The sequence below is a fragment of the Pseudoflavonifractor capillosus genome (genome assembly GCF_016899775.1).
Classification (GTDB): domain Bacteria; phylum Bacillota; class Clostridia; order Oscillospirales; family Oscillospiraceae; genus Lawsonibacter.
Window position 1 is genome coordinate 1 of the sequence record NZ_JACJJE010000033.1, and the last position, 16,911, is coordinate 16,911.

Sequence of the window (16,911 nt, forward strand, 5' to 3'; positions counted from 1 at the left end):
CCTTCACTTTTCTTTTCCCTTTTTCTTACAAAATCCCTGTTTTCATCTCTTGAAAACAGGAGTTCTTTGACAGACTGAGAGGGCGGAGCCTTGCGGCTCCGCCCTCTCAGCTTGTCGAAAAACCTCTGTTTAGACGAATCCGCCCGAGTATTGGCGGGGGAGCTCGAGGGGGCGGCAGCCCGCCTCGAGTGGGATCGAATGCCCTGAATGCCTTGCTTGGCAAGGCGTTCAGCGAGCACAGCGAGGACTTTTCCGCCGCGCAGCGGCGGGAAAGTATTGGCATTCTTTTAGGCTGTCGGAAAAGTCTTTGGACTTTTTCGACAGCCTAAAAGGGCGGAGCCGTGAGGCTCCGCCCTCTGTTGTATTTCAGCGATTGATAAAACGGGATCAGGCCTTCCACAGCCCGTGGAGGTTGCAGTAGGCGTAGGCGGCGACCGTCTGGTCTCCCTCGGCCAGGGCAAAGACCGCCTGGGGCTTCTCGCCGGGCTTCAGGTGCTTGATCTGGCTGCCCTGCTGGGTCTCCAGAACAATCCATTCGATGAAGTGCTCGGGGAGCATGGGGTGCTCCACGGCGCCCACCGTCACGGTGACCTGGCTGCCCTCGGCCTTCACCACGGGGACATGCTTCTCCACGGCGGCGTCGGTGGTGCCGGGGACGATCTCGGTCATCTTCTGGCCGCAGCACATGACAGGCACGCCGCTGGACTTGACAAAGGTGATAATGTTTCCGCAATGCTCGCAGACATAGAATTTCATAGCGATCCCTCCAGTTGTCGTTGGTATTGTGTTTGGCATCTGTTTTGGGTGGACTGGTCTGAGATAGGATATGTATATATCCGGGAATAATATACCAGTTCTCTAGGAAAAAGTCAATGGCGGATCACAGGGCGCCGGCCTCCTGATAAAAGCGCTCCGCGCCGGGGTGGAGAGGGATGGGCAGATCCTGACAGAGAAAGTCCGGCTGGGCCATGTCGTCCATGGCGGGGGAGTAGTCCCCCATGCGGCCGGAGACGTTCCAGATGGCCTGGGTCAGCTGATAGGCCAGATCCTCTGGCATGGAGCTGCTGACGCACAGCAGGCACTTCACGCCGAAGGTGTCCACCGTCTCCTCCTGGCCGGGGTAGGTTCCGGCGGGGATCTGGGTGGGGAAATAGACTGGATTTTTCTCCAAAATGGTCTCCAGCTCCTCCGGGGTGTAGAGCAGAAGCCGGCAGGGCATCTCCTTCGCCAGGGCCACAAGGCTGGGCACGGGCATGCCGGTGAAGGCGTGGACCGCGTCCAGTTCCCCTTTGCCCAGCATCTCCGCGCCGTCTCCCAGGCTGCAGTTGACAAAGGTGATGCCCTGTTCCTCCAGGGAGAGGGAAGCCGCCGCCGCCCGGGCGGACAGCTCTGTGGTGGAGCCCTGGGGACCGGCGCCGATGCGGGCTCCGGTGAGATCATGGACATAGGTATAGCCGGAGGAGGCGGGGACCACCCAGTTGGAGACGCTGGAGTAGACCGCCCCAATGGCCCGCAGCTCTACGGGAGGCTGAAACTCATCCTCCCCGTTTACCGCCGCGTAGGCCATGTCGCCGGAGACCAGAGCCAGGTCCACCTCCCCCGATTCCAAAGAGCGGACGTTCATGCCCGAGCCGGTGGAGGCGCTGATGTTGACCTTGATGGAGTGGTCCTCCTGGGTGATGGCCTGGGCGAGGGCGCTGCCCGCCTGATACATGGTTCCGCCGCTGTCCGCAGTCCCGATGGTGAGGAGAATCAGATCCCCCTCGCTGGCCCCCGAGCTGCTGGAGCCGGAGGGCGCGCCGCACCCTGCCAGAGTGCCCAGAAGCGTGAGCGCCAGCAGCGCTTTACGGCAGATTTGACCGGTACGCAAACAGATCCCTCCTTGATGGGGCGGACAGCAGCCTTCCGCCCTTGGAAACTGTTCCCAGGGAGAAGACATCCTGTGTTTTCCTCAACAACACACACAATTACTATACCATATTTCACGCCCCGGGCACAAGAAAAAATTCCCGGTGCGTTCGGGCGGAAACAAAGAAAATCCCCAGGAGCCGGGGAAGCGGTTCCCTGAAGCTCCTGGGGGATCTGCGCACAGAACGATGAAGGGGGCGAGGGGGGAATCATCCCTCCGCCGGGCAGACGCCCTTCCGCACGTGGACAATAAAATCCTGCACGTTGGTGACGATGGTCTTTACCGAGAGACTGCCCCGGTCCCGCAGCTTGTTCACCGCGAACTCGGAGATGTCCACCGAATAGAAATACAGGGGCCGCACCTGTCCGTCCACCACCCGGTAGCTGGGGGTCATGTTGCCGGTGGCCACGGTGTGAAGAGTGGAGGCCATGCAGATGATGGTGGTGGCCTTCCGCACCAGTTCCCGCATGGCGTCCTGGCCCTGATATACGTCGCCGTACACCTCGGGCAGGGGGCCGTCGTCCCGGACGGAGCCCACCAGGGCAAAGGGAATCTGGTGGCGGACGCACTCATACATGATGCCGTCGGTCACCGCGCCGGACTCCACGAAGGCGGGGATGGAGCCCAGCCGCCGCACCGCGTTGATGGTGTCAATGTGGTTATAGTGGCCGTTGAAGTGGGGCTTCTGGGTGTAGATGTCCTGGCCCAGGGCGGTGCCCAGATAGCTGGCCTCCAGGTCGTGGGTGGCCAGGGCGTTGCCCGCCATCAGGCCGTGGACATAGCCGCCCCGCACCAGGGCGGCAAAGGCGGCCCGGGCGTCCGCGTCAAAGGCGCAGGCGGGGCCCATCACCCACAGGATGTTTCCGTGCTCCCGCTCGTGGCGGAGAAGCTGGTAGAGCTCGTCATAGTCGATGGAGTAGGCGGTCTCCCGGCTGCGGCCGGTGCGGAAGGCGAAGGCCTCCTGATTGCCCGCCTCGTCGGCAAAACAGTTGGGGTGGATGTAAATTCCCTCGGAGCCGTCCTCCGTGCGGCCCACCACCACCGGGTCCCCCGCCTTGACGTTGCGGAACTCCACAATCTCAATCCGCCCGCTCCGGGCCACCGCCACGCAGTCCATGCGGCTGTCCTCCGCCAGCACCCACCGGCCGTCCAGATGGTAGTATTCCGGGAACAGGGTGGTGGCGTGGTATCCGTCGGGTACGACGCCGTCCTGCTCCGCCGGAACCAGCTTCACGTCCGGGGCCTGATCCAGCCCCAGGGCGGAAAAATCCGGGGCCAGGTAGCGGGGTAAGGAAAAACTCATGGTTGGGACCTCCCACAGGACGGATCGCACCGGCAAAGAAAAGGCCGGGCGGAAACGCCGGCCTATCCTGCTGTCTCGGGTTTGCTTCGGGCGCGGAGCGCCTTTGGATGAAATCCGTCCAAACATTGAAAATTGATTTTGAAACATAGTGGATTGAAAACTTTTTTTATTATATACGCCTTTTTTACAAAAGTCAATTTTCCCCGTGGAAAATCAGCGGGAAAAGGAGCCCTCTTTTCCGGGCGATTTGACAAAAGGGGACGGCAGAGTCCCCTCCGGGGAGGGGCCCATCCTCCGGCCGGCAAAAAAATCGAAATTTTTTCAAAAAAAGCTTGACGGCGGGAAAAAATCTGGTATAATGATCTTCGCTGTCACGAGTGACCAGGGACAGCAGCCGTTTGGAGAGATGGCTGAGCTGGTCGAAGGCGCACGATTGGAAATCGTGTAACGGCTAATACCCGTTCGAGGGTTCGAATCCCTCTCTCTCCGCCAAAACAAAAGGCAACTGCGAAAGCAGTTGCCTTTTGTTTTTCTGTTGTGCGGGAAAAACAAGGGCGGCTGCCGCCGCCCTTGTTCCTATGATTCCACCGGAACCAGCCCGTCCAGGGGGAAGGTCTGCCCAAAGATGGTGATAGAGGCAATTTCCGCCGGGTCGAGGATCTGCTCCGGCCGGTAGCAGAAGCGGCCGCCCTCCTGCTGCTGGGGCGTATTGTAATGCTCAAACAGGGTGCTCATGCTCCGCCCTTCCTTGATTCCGACGATGTCCCCGTCCGCAGTGGTGAGGGAGATGTTGTTTGCCCAGCCGTCGGCCAGGGCGTCAAATACGTCGGAAACCAAGGCTTCTCCCTCGGTCAATCCGATCACCAGGGAGAGTGGGGAGACATACAACGAGGTACAAGTGAGGTCACAGCCCTGGACCGTTATGGGCTGGTGGAGCGAGTAGACCTGTCCGCAGTCCTCCTCGGGAAGTGTGAAGCTGCAGCTCCAGTTTCCGCGCAGTATCACAGACGACTGTGCGGGCACACCTTGGGTGAGTTCATCGAAGGTAAAACGCAGAGTGCTGCCCAGCAAGTCCGGTTCTCCCTCTGTAGCCTCTAGGGTATAGATCAGAGCAATCTGGTTGTCGGCCGGATTCCCGTCCTCCAGCACCGTCCAGCCATAGCTCCAGCCGCAGTTCTGCTCGTTGGAGTTCAGAATTTCCGGGAAGGGTGTGTTGAGGATGTCCTGATAGGAACACAGGCTGTATACGTCCCCGTCCAGCACCGTCCCCTCCGGGGCGGTGAACTCCATGAGAATCAGGGCGGCATACCGGTCGGCCAGGACCTGCTTCACCTCCAGAGTACAGCCGCTGTCCTCCACCACGATGTCCAGGGGTACCGCCATGGGGGACAGCAGGGGCTCCTCTTGGGCGCTGACGCCCAGGTAGTTCAGCAGGCGCTGGTCCAGTCCGGTCACCGCCGCAAAGGCGCAGGTGGTCAGCAGCAGGGCGGCGGCCGCCAGCACTGCAATAGTTTTTTTCATCAGCTTCATAGGACGTCTCTTCCTTTCCTCCGAAAAGAGGCGCTCCAGCATGGCCTCCTCCTGAGACCGGGTGGGTTTGACCTGCTCAAACACCCGGTAAATGTCACGATCTTCCACTGTGTTCCGCCTCCCATCGTTCTTTCAGCTTCTTCCGGGCCTGGACCAGCCAGGTGCGGACGGTGGAGGGGTTTTTCCCCAAGATCTCCGCCGTCTCCTGGGCGGTATAGCCCTGGTAGTAGTGGAGATAGAGCACCAGCCGGTATTTCTCCGGCAGGGACAAAATCAGCTCCCACAGCGCCCCGTCCTCCGGCTGTTCCCAGGTCAGGGTGTTTAACACGGATTCGTCCGCCCGTCGGGTGCGCCACCAGTGCTTGAGCTGATTTTTACACTCGTTCCGGGCGGCGGTGATGAGCCAGGCCCTCTCGTGGTCCGGACTCTGAAAGGGTTTTTGATACTCCATCACCTTGCGAAAGACATTCTGGGATGCGTCCTCCGCGTCGGGCACGTTTTTTAACAGCACCAGACAGATCTGATAGACCATGGCCACGTGTCTCCGGTAGAGGCTGGCCACTTCCTCCCGGCTGCGCGCTGGGTCCATCCAAAACGCCTCCCTTCTGCTCTCTCTATTTATCATACAATTTTCCACACCGAAATGTTGAGCTATGGACATAATTTTTTAAAAAAACTGGGAGCGCCTTGGCGCTCCCAGTTTTTTCAATATGGCTAAGGGGCGAGGGGAATGGTCGTGCCAAAGAAGGTGACAGAGGCGATTTCAGCCGGGTCGATGATGCGCTCCGGCAAGAAGCGGAAGCGTCCTTGGTCCTTGTCCCAGCCCCACTCCAAACCGGTCTGTTCGCCTTCTCGGTTGCTGAACATTGGCCCGGTGTCTGTAATTTGGACGGTTTCGCCTCCCACTGTTGTCAGAGAGATATTCCCCTCCCAGTTGTCCACGACGTACTCGAAAATATCCGCCACCCGGTCCTGTGACTCCTGCATCTCCACCGTCAGGGAGAGCGGTGAGACGTAGATGGCCGAGAGCTGGACACGGCGGCCCTCCACGTCAAAGGGCTGCTGGAGCGGCAGGTATCTCCCAGGGTCCTCATCCGGAATGGTCAGGGAAAAGGACCAGTTCCCAGTGAACAGGGGCGGAGCCAGGACCCCGCTTTCCGATTGGTAGAACCTGGTCAGGGTCAGGTCCACCGTGCACCCTAGAAGGCTGGGTTCCCCCGCCATAGGTTGGATTTCATAGAGCAGGGTGACATGGTTATCCGCTGGGTCGCTATCTTCTAGTGTTTTCCAGAAAATACTTCCTCCCTTAACTCTTTCGCCATCTGGTGCGGTAATCTCCCTCTCCGAGGTAGAGCCGTCGACCCGGACAGTGCCGAACTCATACTGTTCTCCGTTCAACACAGTCCCCTCCGGGGCGGTGAACTCGACCAAAATCAAGGCAGCATATTGGTCCGCCAGGACCTGCTTCACCTCCAGGGTGCAGCCGCTGTCCTCCACCACAATGTCCAGTGGGACCGCCATGGGGGACAGGAGGGGCGCTTCCTCTGCTTCCACCCCCAAGTAGCGCAGCAGAGCCTGGTCCACCCCGGATATCACCGCGAAAGCGCAGGTCATTAGCAGCAGGGCGGCCGCAACCAGCACCGCGATGGTTTTTTTCATCCGCTTCATAGGTCGTCTCTTCCTTTCTGCATGCAGGAGGCGCGCTCGTATAGCCTCCTTCTGTTCCTGGGTGGGGGAAAACTGGTCAAAGGCACGGTTCAGTTCACGGAGCTCCATACTCTTCCGCCTCCAATCGCAATTTCAGTTTCTTCCGGCCCCGGGACAGCCAGACCCGGACGGTGGCCGGCTCCTGGCCCATCAGTTCTCCAATCTCCTGGGTGGAATACCCCTGGTAGTAGTGGAGATACAGGGCCAGCCGGTACTTCTCGGGCAGCTCCCAGATGAGCCGCTTCAGCTCCCCGCCCTCGCTGTCGGGCGGGTCATAGGTCAGCTTCTCCAGGGCCTCGGGGCTCTCCCGGCGGGTGTTCCACCAATGCCGCAGCTGGTTTTTACACTCGTTCCGGGCGGTGACGATGAGCCAGGCCTTCTCGTGCTCCGGATCACGAAAGGGTTTCTGATACTCCATCACCTTGCGAAAGACCGTCTGAGTTGCGTCCTCCGCGTCTGGCACGTTTTTCAGCAGCATGAGACAGATCTGATAGACCATGTTCACGTGCCGGTCGTACAGCGCCTCCAGCTCCTCCCGGGTGCGGATGGGTTCCACGGTGTTCGCCTCCTCTCTTGTCCTTCTGTCTATGACACAATTTTACCCCCGCTGTTGTGACAGCGGGGGTAAAATTTCGTATGTGTGGAATAGAAAGAACGGGGAACAGAGGAACTCAGGGGGCGGGGACCGCTCTGGGACCTGTCTCCGGCTCCTCCCTCTGAAACTCCGTCATGTTGTCCCAGTACCGCTTGGGCATGTGGGTCATGCGGCACCGGGGATTCTCCCGCCCCTCAATGGCGATGGTGTCGTAGAATTTTCGCCACATGCGCCGGTACTGGAGCTCCTCTGTCCCGGCCCGGCCCATCTGAAACTCCTCCATAGGGAGGATGGACCACCGGCCCGGCACATGAATGAGGGCCTCCCGGTGGGTCTTGTCGTAAAGCAGAAACTGCTCCTGGGGGTAGCGCCCGCAGAAGTGGGGGCGCAGCAGGGGGAGCACCCGGTTTTTGGGGGAGATCTCCCCTACCAGCACCCCATCCAGCTCCGAGAAGCGGACAAAGCCGGTGAGCAGGTGTGCCTCCTCCTCCAGGTGGCGCACCGCCTTCCGCACCGTGTCCACCACCGGGTGGGTGAGATCCCGGCTCACCGCGCTCTTTTCCTGAAAACCCAGCTGGTAGAACCGCCACAGCCACAGCTCCCGCTCCTCCAGGCAGGTGAGAAAGCCCCGCACCGCCCACCGCTTCCCCTCCCGGCCGAACTGGTCCAGGGAGCGGTACACCCGCCGGGCCTTCTCCCGGTGGGTCTCCACCGCCCGCTGGGGGTAGAAGGAGGCGGCCGCCTGGTCAAATGGGGTGAAATCCGCCGGCTCCTCCCGGTGCCGGAAGCTGTCAAAGACGCAGGTGAGAAATCCGGCGTAGGTGCCGTCGTAGAGGTAAGAGACCTGGGTCCAGGACATGAGACCGCCTCCTCTCTTACCGCCGACGGTAGATCAGCTCGGCGATACCGCCGGTGGACTGGACCTGCACCAGCCGCAGCTTCCGCTGGTCCGCCAGCTCCCCAAACAGCCGGATGCCGGACCCCAGGATGGTGGGGATGAGGGAGAGGTGGTACTCGTCGATCAGGTCCTCCCGAATCAGGGGCTGGACGACGCTCCCACCGCCGCAGATCCACACCGACTTCCCTTCCTCCCGGCGCAGCCGCCGGATGAGGGCACAGGGCTCCTCCGCCGTGAAGGTGATGCCCGGCGCGGCGGGGAGGGGGCGGTGGGTGATCACATAGGTGTGCAGCCCCTCATAGACCCACCGCTCCGGGGAGAGTTCCGTGGTCACCTGGTGGTAGGTGTTCCAGCCCATGACCACCGTGTCGATCCGCTGGAGCAGACGGGAGTAGGACTCCATCCCCTCCTCCGGCTCCCCGTGGCCGCCCAGCCAGTCCACGCCGCCCTGTGCATCGGCGATATACCCGTCCAGGCTCATGGCAATGTATAAGATGACCTCTCTCATGTCAACCTCCGCGCTGTTCTGAAGTGTTTCGGCCTTATTCTGCCCAGCGGAAGCGGTCTCTACCCGCCCCCAGTTCAAAGTGGTACTTGACGATGCCCAGGTCCACCTTGGTGTAAAAGCCCATCCCGGCCTTGGCGGACACGGTATCCCCCCGGAGGGTGAACTTGAATTTCTGCTGGTTCATGGCGGTGGGGGCCAGCAGGGCGGCCTCCACCCCCCTCCGGAACCAGTCGGGGGCAGGGCCCTCCGTCTCCATGACCGCCTCCGGGGCCTTGGAGGTGTGGGGAACCCCCTGTTCCTTCCCGTAGCCGATGGCGATGACCAGTCCCAGCTTCTCCCCGGGGCCCACCTGGAAGGCGGACTTCACCTTTTTATAGGTGAGGGCCACCCAGCAGGTGTTCAGCCCCATCTGCTGGGCCTTCAAGACCACTTTCTCCCCAAAATAGCCGCAGAGCTCATCCAGCTGGGCCGACTTTTTGCCCACCAGGGCGATGTAGTTCTTCACCACGGAAAATTTCCCGTAGTGGGCCATGAGGCCCCCGAACGCCTCCGGCTCGTCCAGGACCAGCTGCATGTGCAGGCCGCTCTCCCGGCTGCACTGGGCGAGAAAGTCGGTCAGCTCCGCCCGGACCTCCGGCTCCAGAGGCCGGTCCTCATAGCTGCGCACCGAGTGGCGCCGTTCCATTGCCTCCAAAAGTTCCATGTGTTCCTCTCCTCTGTCTCGCAGACGGCGTTTTGCTTTGCTTGCAGTATACCACAGGCGGACGGCCGTGAAAAGCGGGGGGTTACGGGACGCCGCCTCCCGGCCCGTCAAACAGAGAGAGCTGTTCCATCACCGGCTCCCTGGGGGCGTCCAGGGCCGCCAGGTGCCGCAGCAGGCCGTCCTCCCGCACCCGCAGCCCCGTCAGGGGCCGTCCGGAACAGGTGAGGAAGTACTGGGCCCGCTTCAAGACCACCCCCAGCCGCTTGAGCCCCTCAAAGGTGAGGGGGCCCACCCGCCGGGCGGCCAGGATGCGCCGGGCCGACCGCACCCCCACCCCCGGCACCCGGAGGAGGGCCTCGTAGTCCGCCCGGTTGACCTCCACCGGGAAGAACTCCAGGTGGCGCAGGGCCCAGGTGCACTTGGGGTCCAGGCGGGGGTCCAGGTTGGGGGCCTCCTCATCCAGAAGCTCCTCCGCCCGAAAGTGGTAGAACCGCAGCAGCCAGTCCGCCTGGTACAGCCGGTGCTCCCGGAGAAGGGGCGGCTGGAAATTCTGGGGGGCCGGGAGGAGGGGGCTGTTGGACACGGGCATGTAGGCGGAGTAGAACACCCGCTTTAAGTGGTATTTGTCATAGAGCCCCTGGGTGAGGGTCAAAATCTGCCGGTCGCTCTCCGGGGTGGCCCCCACAATCATCTGGGTGGACTGGCCCGCCGGGGCGAACCGGGGGGCGTGGCGGCACAGCTTCCGCTCCCGGCTGGCCAGGGAGATGCCGTCCCGGATCTGCCCCATGGGGGTGAGGATGTTCTCCTTCCTCTTGTCCGGGGCCAGCAGGGCCAGACTGCCCGCACTGGGCAGCTCGATGTTAACGCTCATCCGGTCGGCCAGCAACCCTAAGCGGTAGGTAAGCCGGGGGTCCGCCCCGGGGATGGCCTTGGCGTGGATGTAGCCGCCGAAGCGGTACTCCTCCCGGAGGAGGCGCAGGGCCTCGATCATCCGCTCGGTGGTGTAGTCGGGGCTGACCAGCACGGCGGAGGAGAGAAACAGCCCCTCGATGTAGTTGCGCCGGTAGAAGCCCATGGTGAGCTCGCACAGCTCCCTGGGGGTGAAGGCGGCCCGGGGCAGGTCGTTGGACCGGCGGTTGACGCAGTATTGGCAGTCGTAGGCGCACACGTTGGTCATGAGCACCTTTAAAAGGGAGATACACCGCCCGTCCGCGGAGAAGGAGTGGCAGCACCCGGCCAGGGTGGTGCTCCCGATGGTCCCCGGCCGCCCGGCCTGGTCCAGGCCGCTGGAGGTGCACGCCGCGTCGTACTTGGCCGCGTCGGCCAGAATCTCCAGCTTGTCCATGAGCTCCACGCCTGTCCCTCCTCCTTAAATCAAAATAGAACAAATGTACTATTATTATAGAGCGCGGAGGGGAAATGTCAAGGAGAAAATTTTTCCGTCCCAGCTGCCCGCCGGAGGGCTGGGGGACTGCGGGGCTACTTGTTCTTTTGGGCCAAATCCGCTATAATGAGACCGTCTTATATTTTAGGGAGAGGAGGAGATTCCATGCGCCGGCTGGCTATCTTCTCCTTTGCCTTTGCCCTGGCCGCCCTGTGCGCCGGGTACCTGCCCCTGGAGGGGGTGCTGATCCCTCTGGGAATCGCCTCGGCTGTACTGGCCGCCCTTACGTTTCTCCCCGTGGAACGACAGAAACGGGTCCGAAAGGCGGTGCGCTGGGCGGCGGCCGGGTTAGCCCTGGGGTTTCTCTGGACCGCCGGGTATTCCGCCCTGTTCTGGCGGCCCGCCTTGGCCCTGGACGACATCACCATCCGCCTCCAGGGCACCGTGGCCCAGTGGCCCCAGGAGACCGACTACGGCTGGTCAGTCCAAGTCCGGCTGGAGCCCGAATCCGGCCCGGACATCCGGACCCTGCTGTATCTGGATGAGCAGGGGGCGGACCTGCGCCCCGGGGACAAAATCGAGACGGTGGCCCACTGCTCCCGGGCGGACCGCTCCGCTTCCGGGGAGGAGATCACCTATTACACCGCCCAGGGAATTTTCCTCACCGCCCGGGCCTACGGCCGCCTGGATGTGGAGCAGCCGGAATCCCTACCCCTCCGGGACTGGCCGGCCTACTGGACCCGGGCCCTGGAGGAGAGCGTGGAGCGCATCTTTCCCCAGAATGTGGCGCCCCTGGCCAAGGCCCTGGTCACGGGAAACCGGACGGACCTGTCCGACTCCTTCAACACCGACCTCCAGCGCACCGGCCTCACCCACACGGTGGCGGTGTCCGGCTCCCATCTGGTGCTTCTGGCGGGACTGCTGTCCCTCCTGCTGGGCGGCAGCCGGAGAGGGACCGCCCTGGTGCTCATCCCCGTGTCCATCCTGTTTACCATGATGACCGGGTGCAGCCCGTCCATCGTCCGGGCGGCCATTATGATCATCCTGCTCCAGATTGCCCCGCTGCTCCGCCGGGAGCGGGACAGCGCTACCGCCCTGGGGACGGCCCTGCTGCTCATTCTGCTGGCAAACCCCTTCTCCATCACCCATGTGGGGCTCCAGCTGTCCTTCGCGGCGGTGGCGGGCATCCTTCTGTGCGCCGGCCGCATCCAGGAGGTGCTGATGGCCCGCGTCCCCTTTGCAGAAGCCAAGCGGGGGAGCGCCGGCTGGTGCGCCCGGAGCGTCCTGCGCTTCCTGGTCTCCACCCTGGCCGCCACCGTGGGGGCCAGCGTGCTCACCACCCCCCTCACCGCCCTGTACTTCAACTCGGTGCCCCTGATCTCTCTGCTGTCCAACCTGCTCACCCTGTGGGCGGTGAGCGGACTGTTCGGAGCGGGGCTGATCCTGGGCGGAGCGGGAGTCCTCCTGCCCCAGGCGGCCGCCCTGCTGGCCCGGCCGGTCTCTCTGCTGGGGCGGTACCTGACCTGGAGCATCGAGGGCCTGTCCCGGGCCCCCTTCTCCGCCATCACCCTGGACACGCCCTACTATCGGATATGGCTGGTCTTCGTCTATCTGCTGATCCTGTTTGTCCTCCTACAGCGGGGGAAGCGGCGGTGGATCACCCCCATCTGCGCCGGAGTGTCCTCCCTGTGCCTGGCCATGGTGCTGAGCAATCTGAGTTTCTGGCAGGGGGCCGGGGCGGTCACCGCCCTGGACGTGGGCCAGGGGCAGAGCATTCTGGTGCGCTCCGGCCGCTTCCTGACCCTGGTGGACTGCGGCGGGGACGGCTATGACAGTGCCGGGGACACGGCCGCCGACTACCTGACCGACCGGGGCGTGGGGCGGCTGGACCTGCTGGCGCTCACCCACTTCCACGACGACCACGCCAACGGGGTGGCCCAGCTCCTGCGGCGGATAGACGTGGACACTCTGGCCATCCCCGACGTGGAGCCGGACAGCGCCCTCCGGCAGGAGATCGTCTCCCTGGCCCAGGAGCGGGGCACGGAGATACTGTATATCCAAAGTGACACCACCCTGGACCTGGGGGAGGGGCGGACCATCCGCCTCATCGCTCCCCTGGGCAGCGGGGAGACCAACGAGGAGGGCCTCATCGTCCTGGCCTCCCAGGGGGAGTTTGACGTGCTGGTCACCGGCGACATGGGCTCCGACGTGGAGGAGCTGCTGTTCCGCCACACCCAGCTGCCCGATCTGGAGGTGCTGGCGGTGGGCCACCACGGGTCCCAATATTCCACCTCCCAGGCCCTGCTGGACCAGACCCGGCCGGAGTACGCCCTCATCTCCGTGGGGGCGGACAACCGCTACGGCCACCCGGCCCAGGAGACACTGGAGCGCATCGCCACCGCCGGGGCGGAGATCTACCGCACGGATGTGTCGGGAACGATCACCGTCCAGGTCAACGAAACCTGAGCTGCGTAGGGGCGGATATCATCCGCCCGCCTAGGCCTTGTTTGAAAAATGTCAACATGCCCAAACGCCGGGTCTTTTTCCGCCATACTGCGTTGATTTTCCTTGCAATACACAAAGTATTGCTGCGTCAAATCGCCTTGTCTGGCGAAAAAATCCCTCGCCGTTGGGCACATCTCCAATTTTCAAACAAGGCCCAAACCGATTGATACCTGACAGGAGGAACCCCCATGGCCTTTCCCTTGACCGACGAACAAAAGAAGATCGTAGACGACCGGGGCGGGGAGCTGCTGGTGTCCGCCGCCGCCGGGTCGGGCAAGACCCGGGTGCTGGTGGAGCGGCTGCTGGACCGGGTGACCCGGGAGGGGCTGGACCTGGACCGCTTCCTGGTCATCACCTACACCAAGGCCGCCGCCGCCGAACTGCGCACCCGCATCGCCCAGGAGCTGTCCTCCCGCCTGGCGGAGGACCCCGGGGACCGGCACCTGCGGCGTCAGTCCACCCTGGTGTACCGGGCCCAGATCTCCACCATCCACTCCTTCTGCTCCGCCCTCCTGCGGGAGGAGGGCCACCGGCTGGACCTGGACCCGGACTTCCGGCTGTGCGACGAGGGGGAGGCCCAGGTGCTCATGGCCCAGGTGCTGGAGGACGTGCTGGAGGAGCAGTACGAGGGCATCCAGCCGGACAGCCCCTTTGCCGTTCTGGTGGACACCCTGTCCGCCGGGCGGGACGACAGCCGCCTGGCCCAGATCGTGCTGGACGTGTTCGGCCGCATCCAGAGCCACCCACAACCGGAGCGCTGGCTGAGGGAGCAGCGGGAGGCCTGGGAGCTGTCCGGGGTGACCGACGCGGGGGAGACCGCCTGGGGCCGCCTGCTCCTCACCGACGCCGCCCGGCAGGGGCGGGACTGCGCCAAGCGGCTGGAGGAGGCCCTGGCCCTGACGGCCGCCGACGAGCTGCTGGAGGGGAACTACGCCCCATCTCTCCAGACTACCCTGGAGGGGGTGGAGGCCTTCTGCGCCGCCGCCGAGGGGGGCAGCTGGGACCGGGCGTTCGCCTGCCTGCCCATCCCCTTCCCGGCGGTGGGCCGGAAGCGGAAGCGGACCGTGGAACTCAGCCCCATGGAGGAGGCCCGGGCCCTGGAGGCCGCTCAGCGGGTGAAGGACCTGCGGGACTCTGTGAAGGAGCGGTTCGGGAAGCTGTCCGACTGGTTCGACGGGGACAGCGGGGAGCAGCTTGCCGCCCTGGGGGAGAGCCGCCCGGCGGTCCAGGGGCTCATGGACCTGGTGGGGACCTTCCAGGGGGCCTATCAGGCGGAGAAAGCCCGGCGGGGCCTGCTGGACTTCTCCGATTTGGAGCATTTCGCCGTCCGCCTGCTCACCAACCCGGAGACGGGGGAGCCCACCCAGCTGGCCCGGACCTGGAGCGCCCGCTACGCCGAGGTGATGGTGGACGAGTACCAGGACACCAATCAGGTGCAGAACGCCATCTTTTCCGCCGTGTCCGACGGGGGAAGAAAGCTCTTTCAGGTGGGGGACGTGAAACAGTCCATCTACCGCTTCCGGCTGGCCGACCCCACCATCTTTCTAAAAAAGTACCGCAGCTTCCCGGACGGGGACGGGGCGGCGGAGGGGGAGCCCCGGCGGCGGGTGCTCTCCCGGAACTTCCGCTCCCGGAGGCAGGTGCTGGAGGGGTGCAACGACCTGTTCCGGAACATTATGTCTACTGAGTTCGGGGAGCTGGACTACACCGACGACCAGGCCCTGGTTCCCCAGGGCAAATTCCCGGAGAGTGAAAACAAAGAGCTGGAGCTGGACCTGCTGGACCTGTCCTTCCTGGGGGACCAGGAGGAGGGGGAGCGGGAGGACAAGAACCGCCTGGAGGCCCGGTGGGCCGCCCGGCGCATCCGGGCGCTGCTGGATCAGCCCCTGATGGTGAAGGAGGGGGACGGGGAGCGGCCCCTGCGCCCCTCCGACGTGATGATCCTCCTGCGCAGCCCCGGGGTGGTCATGCACCACTACCTGCGGGAGCTGTCCCAGGCGGGGGTCCCCTGGAAGGCGGACAGCGGCGGGGACTTCTTTGAGACCACCGAGGTGAACGTGGCCCTGGCCCTGCTGCAGATTGTGGACAACCCCCGCCAGGACGTGCCCCTCATCGCCGCCCTGCGCTCCCCGGTGTACGGCTTTGACGGGGACAAGCTGGCCCTGCTCCGGGCGGGGAGCAAAAGCGGGGACTTCTACTCCGCCGTGGTCCACGCCGCCCAGGAAGGGGACGTGGAGTGCCGGGACTTTTTGGAGGAGCTGGAGGAGCTGCGCTTCGGGGCGGGGGACATGACCTGCCGCCAGCTCATCTGGCACATCTACGAAAAGACCAACCTGCTGGGCCTGTTCGGGGCCATGCCCGGGGGACAGGAGCGGCAGGACAACCTGCTCTCCCTGTACGCCCTGGCCGGGGAGCTGGAGGACAGCGGCTGCCGCTCCCTGTTCCAGTTCCTCCTGCGCCTGGAGCGCATCCGCTCAGCGGGCGGGAAGTTCTCCACCGCCTCCTCCGCCCAGGAGGGGGAGGGGGTGTCCATCCTGTCCATCCACCGCTCCAAGGGGCTGGAGTGCCCGGTGGTGCTGGTGTGCGGCCTGTCCCGCCGCTTCAACCGGGACGACCTTATGCGCCCGGTGCTGTTCCACGCCCAGCTGGGGGTGGGCCCCAAGGGGCTGGACCGGGAGCGGATGGTGGAGTACCCCACCCTGGCCCGGCGGGCGGTGGCCCGACAGCTGGAGCGGGAGATGATGGCCGAGGAGCTGCGCCTGCTGTACGTGGCTATGACCCGGGCCCAGGAGAAGCTGATTTTGTCCATCGCCCTCACCGAGGGGCTCAAGGCCCTGGAGCGGCTGGCGGGGGAGGCGGACGCCCCGGTGTCCCCGGCGGCCCTGGAGCGGCAGCAGAGCGTGGGGGCATGGATTCTCCTCCACGCCCTCACCCGGCCGGAGGCGGAGGGGCTGCGGGCTATGTGCGGCGCCCCGGAGCGCATTGCGGAACATCTGGGCCCCCCCTGGGACATCCGCTGGGTGGAGGGGGCGGGGCTCCAGGCGGCCTCCGGGCCCGAGGGCCGCTTTGCCGATCTGCCCGCGGCGGAGCAGGACGAGGAGGCCGGGGAACTGATGGAGGCCCTCACCTGGCGCTATCCCTATGGGACGGCGTCCGAGATGCCCTCCAAGCTCACCGCCACCCAGCTGAAGGGGCGGGTGCTGGACCAGGAGGCGGCGGAGGAGACCCCCAAGTCTCGGGAGCGCCGCCCGGAGCCCATCCAGCGGCCGGACTTTATTGCCCGGGAAAAGGGGCTCACCCCCACAGAGCGGGGGACCGCCCTCCATCTGGCCATGCAGTACCTGCCCTTGGAGGGGGATCACAGCCCGGAGGCCATTGGGGCGGAGTTGGACCGTCTGGCGGCGGGGGGCTTCCTCACCCACCTCCAGCGGGAGGCGGTGGACCCGGCGGTGCCGGCGGCCTTCTTCGCCTCCGATTTGGGAAAGCGGCTGCTGGCCTCTCCCGAGATCCATCGGGAGTTCAAGTTTTCCCTCCTGGTCCCCGCCTCGGACTACGGCCCCGGGCTGGAGGGGGAGGAGGTGCTCCTCCAGGGGGTCATCGACTGCTGGTTTGCGGAGGGGGACGGGCTCACTGTCCTGGACTTCAAGAGCGACCGCATCCGCCCCGGCGGAGAGGGGGCCCGGGCGGAGGAGTATCGCCCCCAGCTGGAGGCCTACAGCCGGGCCCTGGAGCGGGTCACCGGGCGGAAGGTTTTCAGGCGGGTGCTGTGGTTTTTTGCCACGGGACAGCCGTGGGAGCTGTGATGAAACAAGACGAGCAGGGCCGGCGGAACCGACCGCCGGCCCTGCCTCTGAGGGGGATCTTTTCGG

14 protein-coding genes and 1 tRNA gene are annotated in these 16,911 nt (G+C 64.3%); 4 read left to right on the top strand and 11 right to left on the bottom strand.

Features of this window, described 5'->3' with window-relative positions; translation table 11 throughout:
- Positions 1-387 precede the first annotated feature (387 nt).
- The 3 genes from H6B31_RS10705 to H6B31_RS10715 all read right to left on the bottom strand — a co-directional run bounded on the left by H6B31_RS10705 (position 388) and on the right by H6B31_RS10715 (position 3,212).
- Positions 388-762: a desulfoferrodoxin family protein gene (locus H6B31_RS10705; RefSeq protein WP_430691896.1), complete on the bottom strand. Its 375-nt coding sequence runs from the start codon at positions 760-762 to the stop codon at positions 388-390.
- A 118-nt stretch (positions 763-880) separates the two neighbouring features.
- Positions 881-1,870: a TAXI family TRAP transporter solute-binding subunit gene (locus H6B31_RS10710; RefSeq protein ID WP_243418993.1), complete on the bottom strand. Its 990-nt coding sequence runs from the start codon at positions 1,868-1,870 to the stop codon at positions 881-883.
- A gap of 247 nt (positions 1,871-2,117) precedes the next feature.
- Positions 2,118-3,212, bottom strand: a complete 1,095-nt coding sequence (locus H6B31_RS10715) for a putative NPN-dependent ornithine cyclodeaminase (RefSeq protein WP_204898504.1) — start codon at positions 3,210-3,212, stop codon at positions 2,118-2,120.
- Positions 3,213-3,612: 400 nt separating this feature from the next.
- Between H6B31_RS10715 and H6B31_RS10720 the strand changes: the two genes are divergently transcribed.
- Positions 3,613-3,704, top strand: a tRNA-Ser gene (locus H6B31_RS10720).
- 84 nt (positions 3,705-3,788) lie between these two features.
- Here the strand turns inward: H6B31_RS10720 and H6B31_RS10725 are convergent.
- The 8 genes from H6B31_RS10725 to H6B31_RS10760 form a co-directional block, all read right to left on the bottom strand.
- A complete protein-coding gene (locus H6B31_RS10725; protein ID WP_204898505.1) occupies positions 3,789-4,850 on the bottom strand; it encodes a hypothetical protein in 1,062 nt (353 codons plus the stop codon).
- Complete coding sequence (locus tag H6B31_RS10730) at positions 4,837-5,331, bottom strand: RNA polymerase sigma factor (RefSeq protein WP_204898506.1); 495 nt, start codon at positions 5,329-5,331, stop codon at positions 4,837-4,839. Before H6B31_RS10730 ends, H6B31_RS10725 begins: the two co-directional genes overlap by 14 nt.
- 125 nt (positions 5,332-5,456) lie before the next feature.
- Complete coding sequence (locus H6B31_RS10735; protein WP_204898507.1) at positions 5,457-6,410, bottom strand: hypothetical protein; 954 nt, start codon at positions 6,408-6,410, stop codon at positions 5,457-5,459.
- Positions 6,411-6,504: 94 nt separating this feature from the next.
- A complete protein-coding gene (locus tag H6B31_RS10740) occupies positions 6,505-7,005 on the bottom strand; it encodes an RNA polymerase sigma factor (protein WP_346014069.1) in 501 nt (166 codons plus the stop codon).
- Positions 7,006-7,120: 115 nt separating this feature from the next.
- Positions 7,121-7,903 carry a TIGR03915 family putative DNA repair protein gene (locus H6B31_RS10745; protein WP_204898508.1) on the bottom strand — a complete coding sequence of 261 codons (783 nt, stop codon included), beginning with the start codon at positions 7,901-7,903 and terminating at the stop codon, positions 7,121-7,123.
- A gap of 16 nt (positions 7,904-7,919) precedes the next feature.
- A complete protein-coding gene (locus H6B31_RS10750) occupies positions 7,920-8,450 on the bottom strand; it encodes a dihydrofolate reductase family protein (RefSeq protein ID WP_204898509.1) in 531 nt (176 codons plus the stop codon).
- 34 nt (positions 8,451-8,484) lie between these two features.
- On the bottom strand, positions 8,485-9,153 hold the full coding sequence (locus tag H6B31_RS10755; RefSeq protein ID WP_204898510.1) for a nitroreductase family protein: 669 nt from the start codon (positions 9,151-9,153) through the stop codon (positions 8,485-8,487).
- A gap of 82 nt (positions 9,154-9,235) precedes the next feature.
- Positions 9,236-10,507: a putative DNA modification/repair radical SAM protein gene (locus tag H6B31_RS10760; protein ID WP_204898511.1), complete on the bottom strand. Its 1,272-nt coding sequence runs from the start codon at positions 10,505-10,507 to the stop codon at positions 9,236-9,238.
- A 195-nt stretch (positions 10,508-10,702) separates the two neighbouring features.
- Between H6B31_RS10760 and H6B31_RS10765 the strand changes: the two genes are divergently transcribed.
- From H6B31_RS10765 to addA, 3 genes are read left to right on the top strand one after another with little or no spacing between them, the layout of a single operon-like run.
- Positions 10,703-13,003, top strand: a complete 2,301-nt coding sequence (locus tag H6B31_RS10765; RefSeq protein ID WP_204898512.1) for a DNA internalization-related competence protein ComEC/Rec2 — start codon at positions 10,703-10,705, stop codon at positions 13,001-13,003.
- A gap of 41 nt (positions 13,004-13,044) precedes the next feature.
- Positions 13,045-13,209 carry a hypothetical protein gene (locus H6B31_RS10770; RefSeq protein WP_204898513.1) on the top strand — a complete coding sequence of 55 codons (165 nt, stop codon included), beginning with the start codon at positions 13,045-13,047 and terminating at the stop codon, positions 13,207-13,209.
- Between the two features lie 21 nt (positions 13,210-13,230).
- On the top strand, positions 13,231-16,845 hold the full coding sequence (gene addA / locus H6B31_RS10775) for a helicase-exonuclease AddAB subunit AddA (protein ID WP_204898514.1): 3,615 nt from the start codon (positions 13,231-13,233) through the stop codon (positions 16,843-16,845).
- Positions 16,846-16,911: the final 66 nt, after the last annotated feature.

What these genes read in the sequence shown, in the direction of transcription:
- H6B31_RS10715 (WP_204898504.1), bottom strand. Translation starts at nt 3,212, where the DNA reads ATGAGTTTTTCCTTACCCCGCTACCTGGCCCCGGATTTTTCCGCCCTG.
- H6B31_RS10730 (WP_204898506.1), bottom strand. Translation starts at nt 5,331, where the DNA reads ATGGACCCAGCGCGCAGCCGGGAGGAAGTGGCCAGCCTCTACCGGAGA.
- H6B31_RS10735 (WP_204898507.1), bottom strand. Translation starts at nt 6,410, where the DNA reads ATGAAGCGGATGAAAAAAACCATCGCGGTGCTGGTTGCGGCCGCCCTG.
- H6B31_RS10745 (WP_204898508.1), bottom strand. Translation starts at nt 7,903, where the DNA reads ATGTCCTGGACCCAGGTCTCTTACCTCTACGACGGCACCTACGCCGGA.
- H6B31_RS10750 (WP_204898509.1), bottom strand. Translation starts at nt 8,450, where the DNA reads ATGAGAGAGGTCATCTTATACATTGCCATGAGCCTGGACGGGTATATC.
- H6B31_RS10755 (WP_204898510.1), bottom strand. Translation starts at nt 9,153, where the DNA reads ATGGAACTTTTGGAGGCAATGGAACGGCGCCACTCGGTGCGCAGCTAT.
- H6B31_RS10765 (WP_204898512.1), top strand. Translation starts at nt 10,703, where the DNA reads ATGCGCCGGCTGGCTATCTTCTCCTTTGCCTTTGCCCTGGCCGCCCTG.
- addA (WP_204898514.1), top strand. Translation starts at nt 13,231, where the DNA reads ATGGCCTTTCCCTTGACCGACGAACAAAAGAAGATCGTAGACGACCGG.